Annotated in this window: 12 protein-coding genes; all 12 read left to right on the top strand. The window is 60.9% G+C overall.

The annotated features are described in order from the left end of the window. The first annotated feature begins 1 nt into the window (after position 1). The gene (locus tag ASD54_RS01460) at positions 2 to 214 is read left to right on the top strand and encodes a hypothetical protein (RefSeq protein WP_062552818.1); all 213 of its coding nucleotides are present in this window, start codon (positions 2 to 4) and stop codon (positions 212 to 214) included. A 127-nt stretch (positions 215 to 341) separates the two neighbouring features. Further along, a complete protein-coding gene (locus ASD54_RS01455) occupies positions 342 to 596 on the top strand; it encodes a hypothetical protein (RefSeq protein WP_062552817.1) in 255 nt (84 codons plus the stop codon). A gap of 48 nt (positions 597 to 644) precedes the next feature. Beyond that, complete coding sequence (locus ASD54_RS01450; protein WP_062552816.1) at positions 645 to 1,316, top strand: response regulator transcription factor; 672 nt, start codon at positions 645 to 647, stop codon at positions 1,314 to 1,316. Continuing rightward, positions 1,306 to 2,703, top strand: coding sequence for a HAMP domain-containing sensor histidine kinase (locus ASD54_RS01445; protein WP_062552815.1), 1,398 nt, complete (start codon positions 1,306 to 1,308; stop codon positions 2,701 to 2,703). The genes ASD54_RS01450 and ASD54_RS01445 overlap by 11 nt, the downstream gene beginning before the upstream one ends. Positions 2,704 to 2,925: 222 nt before the next feature. Then, positions 2,926 to 3,342, top strand: a complete 417-nt coding sequence (locus ASD54_RS01440; RefSeq protein WP_062552814.1) for a hypothetical protein — start codon at positions 2,926 to 2,928, stop codon at positions 3,340 to 3,342. Between the two features lie 189 nt (positions 3,343 to 3,531). After that, positions 3,532 to 4,650 (top strand): c-type cytochrome biogenesis protein CcmI, encoded by a 1,119-nt coding sequence (ccmI, locus tag ASD54_RS01435; protein ID WP_062552813.1) that lies wholly within the window; start codon positions 3,532 to 3,534, stop codon positions 4,648 to 4,650. Next, complete coding sequence (ccmE, locus tag ASD54_RS01430; RefSeq protein ID WP_062552812.1) at positions 4,647 to 5,123, top strand: cytochrome c maturation protein CcmE; 477 nt, start codon at positions 4,647 to 4,649, stop codon at positions 5,121 to 5,123. The genes ccmI and ccmE overlap by 4 nt, the downstream gene beginning before the upstream one ends. Continuing rightward, complete coding sequence (locus ASD54_RS01425; RefSeq protein WP_062552811.1) at positions 5,120 to 7,117, top strand: heme lyase CcmF/NrfE family subunit; 1,998 nt, start codon at positions 5,120 to 5,122, stop codon at positions 7,115 to 7,117. Before ccmE ends, ASD54_RS01425 begins: the two co-directional genes overlap by 4 nt. Beyond that, on the top strand, positions 7,114 to 7,587 hold the full coding sequence (locus tag ASD54_RS01420) for a cytochrome c-type biogenesis protein (RefSeq protein ID WP_062552810.1): 474 nt from the start codon (positions 7,114 to 7,116) through the stop codon (positions 7,585 to 7,587). The genes ASD54_RS01425 and ASD54_RS01420 overlap by 4 nt, the downstream gene beginning before the upstream one ends. A 145-nt stretch (positions 7,588 to 7,732) precedes the next feature. Continuing rightward, entirely contained in the window at positions 7,733 to 9,286 is a 1,554-nt protein-coding gene (locus ASD54_RS01415; RefSeq protein ID WP_062552809.1) for a Do family serine endopeptidase, read from the top strand. Positions 9,287 to 9,391: 105 nt separating this feature from the next. After that, positions 9,392 to 10,129: a response regulator transcription factor gene (locus ASD54_RS01410; RefSeq protein WP_062553221.1), complete on the top strand. Its 738-nt coding sequence runs from the start codon at positions 9,392 to 9,394 to the stop codon at positions 10,127 to 10,129. Between the two features lie 2 nt (positions 10,130 to 10,131). After that, complete coding sequence (locus ASD54_RS01405; protein ID WP_062552808.1) at positions 10,132 to 11,547, top strand: HAMP domain-containing sensor histidine kinase; 1,416 nt, start codon at positions 10,132 to 10,134, stop codon at positions 11,545 to 11,547. The last annotated feature ends 37 nt before the right edge of the window (positions 11,548 to 11,584 follow it).

The raw sequence follows: 11,584 nt of genomic DNA, 5'->3' as shown, positions 1-11,584 counted from the left end.
AATGGATAATGCAAAGACATGGTACGAATCCAAGGCTGTCTGGGGCGGGCTGATTGCGCTTTTCGCCTCAATTCTTCAGGCGCGGGGACATCTGTTTCCCTATGAGCAACAGGCAGCACTCGTGGATGCACTGACCAGCGCAGGCGGCGCTTTCGGCGCGCTTCTGGCCATTTACGGGCGGCTGGCGGCCACCAAACCCATTGTCGGAACCTGACGTATAAGCATTGTCTGCATGACGGCTGAGGGGCACATTCATTTGCCATTCAGCCGTCATTCGATACATAATTTGCCAGTTGGTTTGGGTTATCAGGCCTAGCATTTTGTAATCGGAAGTCGTCGTCATGGCATCACTCAAGGTAATCGCGATGGTCGCGGCAGGTTTGTTCAGCCTGTCTGCTGCTCATGCCTTCGCCCGCGACTACCTGATTCTGGTTGCCGGAGATTGTGGCGACGCCGCATCCAAGGTTGTGCGGGAGACCGGCGGCGAACTTCTGTCGGCGCAACCGTCGAAGGACGGAGCGACCTGCATTGTGACCGTTCTGGTGCAGGGTAGCGGAGAGCGCCCGCGCAAGGTGACTGTTCGGGTGCCGATGTAGTAGAAGGCGAAAAGCCGCTTCTCGTATTCCATCGAATCAAGGATTTCCATGCGCATTCTCGTGGTCGAAGACGACAGCAACCTGAACCGCCAGCTGACCGATGCGCTGAAGGAGGTCGGCTATGTGGTCGATCAGGCCTTCGACGGCGAGGAAGGGCATTATCTGGGCGAGACCGAACCCTATGACGCGGTCATCCTCGACATCGGCCTGCCAGAGATGGACGGCATCACGGTGGTCGAGAAATGGCGTGCGGTAGGCAAGGCAATGCCGGTGCTGATGCTGACGGCGCGCGACCGTTGGAGCGACAAGGTGGCCGGCATTGACGCCGGTGCCGATGATTATGTGGCCAAACCCTTCCACGTGGAGGAAGTGCTGGCGCGCGTTCGCGCCCTCATTCGCCGCGCTGCCGGACATGCTTCTTCTGAAATCACCTGCGGGCCGGTGAAGCTCGACACAAAGGCCTCCAAGGCGACGGTGAACGGCGTGGCGATGAAGCTGACGTCGCACGAGTTTCGCCTGCTGTCCTATCTCATGCACCATATGGGCGAGGTCGTCTCCCGTACCGAACTGATCGAGCACATGTACGATCAGGATTTTGACCGCGATTCCAACACGATCGAGGTGTTTGTCGGACGTCTTCGCAAGAAGATCGGTGTCGACCTGATCGAGACCGTTCGTGGTCTTGGCTACCGCATGCAAGCACCATCCGATGTACGTTAGATCGGTCACGGCGCGCGTTCTGCTGCTGGCGACTGCCTGGTCGGGCGTGGCGCTGGTGGTGATCGCGCTCGTGATCTCGGCGCTCTACACGAAATCCGCCGAACGCGCCTTTACCGATCTGCTGCGTGCGCAGCTCTACAACGTGGTGAACTCCATCACCATTGGCGAAGACAACGCGCTTGCGGGCAATCCGCAACTGGGTGACCTGCGCTTCTCCCAGCCCGAAACCGGCTGGTACTGGATCGTCGAGCCGCTTGGCACCTTTGCCGCGACGCCGCTGTCATCTTCGTCGCTCGGCACGTCGAACATCAAGGTGCCGTCCATCCTCAACGTACCCTTCAACAATCGCTATGAGCGCTTCTATCCCGCCATCGACGCCTTCGGGAACAATGTGCTGGTGGCGGAAACAGAGGTGGTGCTGGACAGCGAGGGCAGGGCGGCGCGCTTTCGCGTGACAGGCAACCTGACCGTGGTAACGGAGGATGTGCAGGCCTTCACCCAGAGCCTCTACATCGCGCTGGTGGTCTTCGGCCTCGGCAGCCTCGTGGTCAACGGTCTTGCCATTCTCTTCGGTCTGCGACCGCTGGACGAAGCGCGCCGAGCGCTGGAAAAGGTGCGACGCGGGGAGGCGGAGCGTCTGGAAGGCGAGTTTCCCCGTGAAGTGCATGCGCTGACCATCGAGATGAATGCACTGATCGACAGCAACCGCCGCATTGTCGAGCGTGCCCGCTCGCAGGTGGGAAATCTGGCCCATTCACTGAAGACGCCGATTGCCGTGCTTCTCAACGAATCGCGCCTCATCGACAAGGGCCGTGGAGACGTGGTGCGCGGGCAGGCGGAAGCCATGCAGAGCCAGGTGCAGAGCTATCTGAACCGCGCCCGCATTGCCGCCCAGCGCGAATCCATGCTGGCGCGAACCGATGCCGAGCCGGTGCTGGAGCGCCTGATGCGGGTGATGCGGCGCCTCAATCCCGACAAGACATTCGAACTGATCGCGACACAGGCCAATCTGGCACTTGCCATGGAGCAGCAGGATGTCGAGGAAACGGTCGGCAACCTTCTGGAGAATGCGGCGCGCCATTCCAGGAGCGGCGTCTGGCTGACCATCATGCCGTCACTGGCACCCGAGGGGGAAGATCCGGCCCGGCGCAACTGGGTGGAAATTGCTGTTGAAGATGATGGGCCGGGCCTTAACCCCGACGAAATCAAGGAAGCCATGAAGCGCGGTCGCAGGCTGGATGAAAGCAAGCCCGGCACGGGTCTTGGACTTTCGATCGTTGGCGAAATCGCCCGTGAATATCAGGGCCGTTTCCGTCTTTCGCGCGGGCGTCGCGGGGGCTTGCGCGCTGTGCTGACACTGCCGGGAATTTCACGCGACGCGGCATGAGTTGCATCCTGGGACCGACGCAGTGCGGTATAAATGGCACACTGATCGCTTTCCGGCTCGACACTCTGTGCCAGCACGCTACAAACAGAGTTCAAACCTTCGCTTGGTTTCGCCACAGTCGACGTGCATGGCCAGTGACGTAATGGGCCGAGTTCAGGTTTGAAAATCAGGTGCGTAGATACCAGATAACTGTCTACGCAAGCACGAAACGGTTGGAGTAGAATGGAAGTCCGCGCTGTGAAATTCGTCGTTTGGCCTGTTCTTGCTGCAAGCCTGCTTTCGGCCTGCACATCGACCGGAGGCAATCGTGGCGGGCTCTTTGCCAAGGCGCCGCCGAACAATTTCATTGTGGCGCTTCAGGGGGGTATCGTCAGCCGTGCCGGGACACAGCTCAGCGAAAGCGACCGCCAAAGGGCGCTGGAAGCGGAATATCGCGCGCTGGAGTTTTCCGAGGTCGGACAGTCGACCGAATGGAAAGGCCGCAATATCAGCGGCGAGGTGGTGGCAGCAGCGCCCTATCAGGTGGGTTCACAGAACTGCCGCAGCTACACGCACACGCTGACGATCAACGAACGTGAGTTGAAGGCGCGCGGCACGGCCTGTCGCAATGCCGATGGAGCCTGGACTCCGCTGAGCTGAACCGCGTTCTCCTTCCCATTGAACCAATTGTGTTTCGCGCCCTTGCTTGACGCAAATCAAGGCCCGTGTCAGGCAGTCCGTCCATAGGAGAGAGGAGACTGTTCACGAAGTTGCGGCCAAACGCCTCAAATTCGTGTCATCGTCCCCGATCCGATTGGAATAGTGGTGCGCTTGACGTAATTGGCTTCAATGATTTTCTGGATTCTTATCGCAGTACTGACGGCTGGAGTGGCAGGTCTTCTGATCGCGCCGCTGATGAAGCCAAGGCCGCAACCGACGACGGCCCGTGAAGACGAGGCTGCGGTTTACCGCGACCAGATGAAGGAGATCGATCGCGATCTCGCGCTCGGTCTTCTCGGCGAGAAGGAGGCCGACTACGCGCGCGCCGAAATCGGACGCCGTTTGCTGGCTGCCACCGACGCGCCGCAGCGGGGCCTGACGCCCGCCGCCCTGCCGCGCCCGCATCGCATCACCACGCTTCTGGTCATTCTCTGTCCGCCTATCGTGGGACTTGCGGGCTATCTGATGCTGGGAAGCCCCGGCATGCCCGACCAGCCGCTGGCGGCACGCCTTGCCAATCCGGGCAACAATATCGAACTTCTGATCGCCAAGGCCGAACGGCATCTGGCACAGAACCCCAATGACGGGGCCGGTTGGGATCTGCTGGCGCCGATCTACATGCGATCCGGCCGCTTTGCCGATGCGGACCAGGCGTTTCGCAATTCGATCCGCATCCTGGGCGCGACACCGCAACGACTGGCGGGCCTGGGCGAAACCATGGTCGCCGCCAATCAGGGCATCGTGACCGACGAGGCACGCGGCTTCTTCGAGAAGGCGGTGGCGCTGGAACCCGACAATATGCGCTCGCGCTTCTATGTGGCGCTCGGGCTGGAGCAGGCGGGTCGCAAGGCGGAGGCGCTGGCCGCCTTCAACGCCATCAAGCGAGATTCGCCCCCCGGAGCCGCATGGGAAAGCCTCGTGAACCAGCACATTGCCGCCAATAGCGAGAATGCACCCGGGAATCCGAGCGCTGCCGATGTTGCCGCCGCCCAGAACCTTTCCGGGCAGGACCGGCAGGTAATGATTGCGGGCATGGTGGAAAGCCTTGCCGAGCGGCTGAAATCTGACCCGAAAAACATCGAGGGCTGGCTGCGGCTGGTGCGCTCCTACATGGTGCTGGGCCGCGAGCAGGACGCCCGCAATGCCCTTCAGACAGGGCTGAAGACATTTCCCGCAGAGACGGGCGAGGGTCAGCGGCTTGTGGCGCTGGCGCGTGAGATTGGACTGGGCGAGGGGATCGTGCAATGACGCGCAAACAGAAACGCATGGCCGTGATTGCTGGCGGCATGAGCTTCATCCTGATTGCCGTGCTGCTCGTGATGTTCGCCTTCAGCCAGTCGGTCGCCTATTTCTTCATGCCGAGCGATCTTGCCAAGAACGAGGTATCGCCGGGAACGCGCATCCGTCTGGGTGGACTGGTCGAGGCTGGTTCCGTTCAGCGTGGGGCCGGATCGACCGTGAGCTTCAAGGTGACCGATGGCTCGGCGAGCGTACCTGTGAGCTATACCGGAATTCTGCCGGACCTGTTTCGCGAGGGCCAGGGCGTGGTGACCGAAGGCGTGTTCACGTCTTCCCGTGCCTTCGTTGCAGATTCGGTGCTGGCCAAGCATGATGAGAACTACATGCCGAAGGAAGTGGCGGATCGCCTGAAGGCGGACGGCGTCTGGAAGGAGGGCGAAGGCAGCCCGACCACCGGCGCCAAAGGGAGTGTGACGCGATGATTGTCGAGATCGGCCATTATGCGCTGGTTCTGGCGCTTGCGATTGCCCTGATCGTCTCCATCGCGCCCGTTGTGGGTGCGCGGCGGAACGATGCGGCGCTGATGGCGCTGGCACCCTCGGGCTCCATCATCCTCTTTGGCATGGTGACGCTTTCGTTTCTGGCGCTGACCTGGGCCTATGCGGTTTCCGATTTTTCCGTGCGCAATGTCTGGGAGAACTCCCATTCGCTGATGCCCATGGTCTACAAGCTTTCCGGCGTCTGGGGGAACCACGAAGGTTCCATGATGCTGTGGCTGCTGATCCTGACGCTGTTCAGCGCACTCGTTGCATTCTTCGGGCGCAATCTGCCGGAAACATTGCGGGCCAACGTGCTGGCCGTGCAGGCCTGGGTGACGGTCGCCTTCCTGCTGTTCATTCTGCTGACCTCCAATCCCTTCATCCGCCTGATGCCGGCACCCGCGGAAGGGCAGGATCTGAACCCTATCCTGCAGGATCCCGGTCTCGCAGTGCATCCGCCTTTGCTGTATCTCGGCTATGTCGGCTTTTCCGTCTGCTTCTCCTTCGCCGTTGCTGCCCTCATCGAAGGACGCATCGACGCGGCATGGGCGCGCTGGGTTCGCCCCTGGACGCTGGCTGCCTGGACCTTCCTGACGGCTGGCATCGCCATGGGGTCCTACTGGGCCTATTACGAGCTCGGCTGGGGCGGCTGGTGGTTCTGGGATCCGGTCGAAAACGCTTCCTTCATGCCGTGGCTTGCGGGAACAGCACTTCTGCACTCGGCGCTGGTGATGGAAAAGCGCGAGGCGCTGAAGATCTGGACCGTGCTTCTGGCGATCATCACCTTCTCGCTGTCGTTGCTCGGAACCTTCCTCGTCCGCTCCGGCGTTCTTACCTCCGTGCATGCCTTCGCGACAGACCCGACCCGCGGCACCTTCATTCTGGCCATCCTCTCGATCTTCGTCGGCGGAGCTTTTGCACTGTTTGCCTGGCGCGCACCGCAACTGAAAAGCGGCGGCATCTTTGCGCCCATTTCCCGCGAAGGCGCTCTGGTTCTCAACAATCTGATCCTGACGGTATCGACCGCGACGGTGCTGACCGGCACGCTTTATCCGCTGGTTCTGGAGACGCTGACGGGTGAGAAGATTTCCGTCGGCGCACCCTTCTTCAACCTGACCTTCGGCCTGTTGATGATTCCGCTTCTGCTGATCGTACCTATGGGGCCGCTTCTGGCCTGGAAACGGGGTGATCTCCTGGGCGCCATGCAGCGGCTCTATCTCGTTGCGGGGCTGGCGCTGGTTGTAGGGCTCGGGATCTACTACGTAGAAAATGGCGGCCCTGTTCTGGCCTTCCTCGGTCTGGCGCTCGGCATCTATCTCATTCTCGGTTCGCTGGTCGACCTCTGGTACCGCGCCAACTTCGGCAAGCTGGCTTTTTCCATTGCCCTTGCCCGGTTGAAGGGGCTTCCACGCTCTGCCTTCGGAACGGCGCTGGCGCATATGGGCCTTGGCGTTACCGTGCTGGGCATCGTGGCGGTGACGGCTTTCGAGACCGAGCACGTGCTGGAAATGAAGCAGGGCATGACAGCGGATGCAGGCGGCTATACGCTCGTATTCGATGGCATGAAGGAAGCGGTCGGCCCGAACTTTACCGAAGAGCGAGCGCATTTCACGATCAGCAAGGCGGGCGTTGCCGTTGCCGACGTCTGGTCTTCGAAGCGCATCTACACCGCGCGCCGCATGCCGACGACGGAAGCCGGTATCGTTAGCTTCGGTCTCAGCCAGCTTTATGTGTCGCTGGGCGACCCGATGGCCGATGGCGGCATCGTGGTGCGCATCTGGTGGAAGCCTTTCATTCTCTGTATCTGGCTTGGTGGCTTGATCATGATGATTGGCGGCTTTGTTTCGCTCTCTGACCGCCGCCTGCGTGTTGGCGCGCCAAGCCGCAGAGCAAAGGCGGCAAAGCCGGCCAAGCCCGCCATGGAGCCTGCGCAATGAAGAGGCGTTTTCCTCTCGTCCTGCTGGCGAGCCTGATGCTGGCGCCGGTGACTGCTCTTGCCGTCAATCCCGATGAGGTTCTGAAGGACCCGAAGCTGGAGCAGCGCGCCCGTGACCTGTCAGCTCAGCTTCGCTGCATGGTCTGCCAGAACCAGTCCATCGACGATTCCAACGCCGAGCTTGCCAAGGACCTGCGCGTGCTGGTGCGCGAGCGGATAACGGCGGGCGATAGCGACGAGCAGGTGATCAACTATCTCGTCTCGCGCTACGGCGAATTCGTGCTGCTGAAGCCGCGACTAAGCGCCCAGACGGTCGCGCTTTGGGCAACCCCTGCGGTCCTTTTCATCATCGGCGGAATTGCAGTCTACCGGTTGTCTCGCCGCTCCCGTCCCACGACGGGTGCTGAGAAGGCCCTGACGGCGGAAGAGCAGGCGCGACTGGCGGAACTGCTGCGCAAGGAAGAGGGCTGAGCGGCGTTTTTTCCGCTCTCCGCAACATTACAAACATTTCACCCATCGGACACGTGCAGTTAAGGTCACGGCACCTATATCTTCAGTCATCCACCGCCGCCGGACCTCCGGCAACCAGTCTGAATGATGATAAAGGTATCGAACCATGAGCAAGATCGGACGCCCCTCCCTGAAGACCATTCTCAAGGGAACCACTGTGGCGGGCCTCGCAGCCGTAATGCTTTCGACCGGCATTCCCGCACAAGTCTATCAATCCTATGCTGAGCCGGTGACTGTTGCTTCGCCGCAGGTTCCAAGCTTCGCAGATGTCGTTTCCGCCGTATCGCCTGCCGTTGTTTCCGTTCGCGTTAAATCCGATACGACGCCAGCCTCGGACGATGCCAGCAATGGCTTCTCATTTGGAGGCCGCGGCTTTGACGAGCTTCCGGACGACCATCCGTTGAAGCGCTTCTTCCGTGAGTTTGGCGGCCAGATGCCGAACGGCCGCAACCAGGACCGCGCCGAGCGCAACAACCGCAACGGCAACCGCCAGCATTACATGCGTCCTGTCGCACAGGGCTCCGGCTTCTTCATCTCTGAAGACGGCTATCTCGTCACCAACAATCACGTCGTGGCTGACGGTTCGGCCTATACGGTGGTCATGAACGACGGGACCGAACTCGATGCGAAGCTGATCGGCAAGGACAGCCGGACGGATCTCGCCGTCCTGAAGGTCGATACCAAGCGCAAGTTCACCTATGTGAAGTTTGCCGATGACGCGAAGATCCGCGTCGGCGACTGGGTCGTTGCCGTCGGCAACCCCTTCGGTCTCGGTGGCACAGTCACGGCCGGTATCGTCTCTGCCCGTGGCCGCGATATCGGTTCCGGTCCCTATGACGACTTCATCCAGATCGATGCGCCGGTCAACCGCGGTAACTCCGGTGGCCCGACCTTCAACCAGAACGGCGAAGTGGTCGGTATCAACACCGCGATCTTCTCGCCCTCCGGCGGCAGTGTCGGCATCGCCTTTGCCATTCCCGCCTCCACCGCAAAGGATGTGGTGGCCGACCTGATGAAGAGCGGCAAGGTGGAGCGCGGCTGGCTTGGTGTCCAGATCCAGCCGGTGACGCAGGAGATCGCGGAATCGCTCGGTCTTGCAGAAGCCAAGGGTGCGCTGGTCGTGTCTCCGCAGAACGGTTCTCCGGGCGCAAAGGCTGGCATCAAGCAGGGTGATGTGATCACCGCCGTCAATGGCGAGCCGATCAAGGATGCCCGTGACCTGGCCAAGAAGGTTGCAGCCATCGGCCCGAACAAGAAGGTGGATGTTTCCATCTGGCGCGGCGGCAAGGCGCAATCCGTTGAAGTGACGCTCGGCAATCTCGCAAGCGACGAAGCCTCCAAGGCCGAAACGCAGCAGAGCCAGCAGCAGGCGCAGCCTTCGAGCGAAAAGGCGCTTGCCAACCTTGGCATCACCGTCGGCCCTTCCGATGATGGTACGGGCGTTGCGGTAACCGATGTCGATCCGGACTCGGAAGCTGCAGCCAAGGGACTGAAGGAAGGTGAGAAGATCACCGCCGTCAACAACCAGCAGGTCGCAACGGCAGCCGACATTACCAAGGCCATCGCCGCCGCCCGCAAGGATGGCCGTACCCGGGCGCTGTTCCAGATCGAATCGCAGAGCGGCAGCCGCTTCATCGCACTTCCGATCAACGAAGGCTAAGGGACCGGTCAACTCCTCTTGTTTGGGGCGCCGGACCAGCAATGGTTCGGCGCCATTTTCATTTTCGATTTCAGGGAGACACCAATGCCGTTACAGCAGGAAAGCATGGAGAAGCCCGCTGAAACCCCTTCCACCGGGCAGGGTCGCGAGGCTATTGTCCCGCACATGAAGATTCTTGTGATTGAAGACGATCTCGAAGCCGCCGCTTACATGACCAAGGCCTTTCGCGAGACGGGTATTGTGGTCGATCACGCCAGCGATGGCGAAAGCGGCCTCTTCATGGGTTCTGAAAACGCCTATGATGTCATGGTCATCGACCGCATGTTGCCGCGGCGCGATGGGCTGTCTGTGATCAGTGAATTGCGCAAGCGCGGCATCAATACGCCCGTTCTCATTCTCTCTGCACTTGGACAGGTGGACGACCGCGTGACGGGCCTGCGTGCGGGTGGCGACGATTACCTGCCCAAACCCTATGCGTTCAGCGAGCTTCTGGCGCGCGTGGAAGTGCTGGGTCGGCGAAAAGGGACGCCCGAGCAGGAGATGACCTACCGTGTCGGCGATCTCGAGCTTGACCGGCTTTCCCATGAGGTTCGCCGTCAAGGCAAGGAGATCCTCCTTCAGCCGCGCGAGTTTCGGTTGCTGGAATATCTCATGAAGAATGCCGGTCAGGTTGTGACCCGGACGATGCTTCTGGAGAATGTCTGGGACTATCATTTCGATCCGCAGACGAATGTCATCGACGTGCATGTTTCGCGCCTGCGCTCGAAGATCGAGAAGGATTTTGACAAGCCGCTGCTGAAGACCATTCGCGGCGCCGGTTACATGATCAAGGACGAAGCTTGAGCATGAGCCGTCTTCGCCTGCTGTTTCGCTCGACCAGCGTTCGGCTGTCGGCGCTCTACATCATCCTGTTCTCGCTCTGCGCCGCCTTTCTGGTCGTCTATGTGACGGCCATGTCAGAGCGAATTCTGACGCAGCAGGTTCGAGAGAGTATCAATCAGGAAGCCGCCGATATTCGCGCAGCCTATGATCGCGGCGGCATCAACCTGCTTCTGAGGACCATGGAGCGGCGTGCACGGCAACCGGGCGCCAATCTCTATGTCATTGCAAGCCCAACGGGCGAGATGCTGGCCGGGAACGTAGCTTCCGTGGAGCCGGGCGTTCTGGATCAGGAGGGCTGGACGCGGATGCCGTTCCGCTATGAGCCCTTCACGGAGCAGGGGCCGCCGCGTCCGCATGTTGCAACGGCGAATGTATTTTTCCTCGACAACGGCCTGCGGGTGATGGTGGGACGCGACCTGGGCGAACCGGGGCGTTTCCGAGGCATTGTGCGCCGCGCGCTGATGGTGGCGTTGGCCATCATGGGTCTCGGTGCACTGGTGATCTGGTTCGGTATCGGGCGAAACGCCTTGCGGCGCATCGATCGTATGTCGGCGGCAAGCACCAAGATCATGGCGGGCGATCTGTCACAACGGCTGCCGGTCGGCGTTTCCGGCGACGAATTCGACCGGCTCTCCGAGTCTCTCAACGCCATGCTCGAGCGCATCGAGAAGCTGAATGAGGGGCTGCGGCAGGTTTCCGACAATATCGCCCACGATCTGAAGACGCCTTTGACGCGGCTGCGCAACAAGGCAGCCGACGCGCTGGATGAGGATGATGGAGAGGTTCGGCGTGTGGCGCTGGAAGGCATCATCAGCGAGTCAGACCAGCTGATCCGGACGTTCAACGCGCTTCTGATGATCTCCCGGGTCGAGGCCGGTTCGATTGCAGCCGAAATGACGCCGGTGGACATCTCCGCCATCTGTGCCGATTCCGCCGAGCTTTACGAGCCGGTTGCGGAAGAGGCCGGACTTTCGCTGGTGACTGAAATCGAGCCCGGCCAGGCCGTGCAGGGAAACCGGGAGCTTATCGGGCAGGCAATGTTCAACCTGCTCGACAATGCCATCAAATACGCAGCCAAAGGCGAGCAGGACCGCCCGATCCTGATGCGCCTGAAGCGACAGGGCGAGGAATTGCATCTGTCCGTCTGCGATCACGGGCCGGGCGTGCCGGAGGACAAACGCTCCGAGGTGGTGAAGCGCTTCGTGCGGCTGGACGAGAGCCGCTCAAAGCCGGGCACCGGTCTTGGCCTATCGCTTGTTGAGGCGGTCATGGAACTGCATGGCGGGCGTCTGGAACTGTCACAGACGAATGCCGGGGCAGATGTCCATCCGGGTCTGACCGCGACCATGGTATTTCCGGCTTCAGCGCGAAGCATGTAGCCTATTTATGCAGCATCTGCCTCTTTTGTGGTGAGAA

Source organism: Rhizobium sp. Root149, assembly GCF_001427345.1.
Taxonomy (GTDB): Bacteria; Pseudomonadota; Alphaproteobacteria; order Rhizobiales; family Rhizobiaceae; genus Neorhizobium; species Neorhizobium rhizoryzae.
The sequence above is the reverse complement of the archived record's forward strand: the minus strand, read 5'-3'. Positions and strand labels throughout refer to the sequence as shown.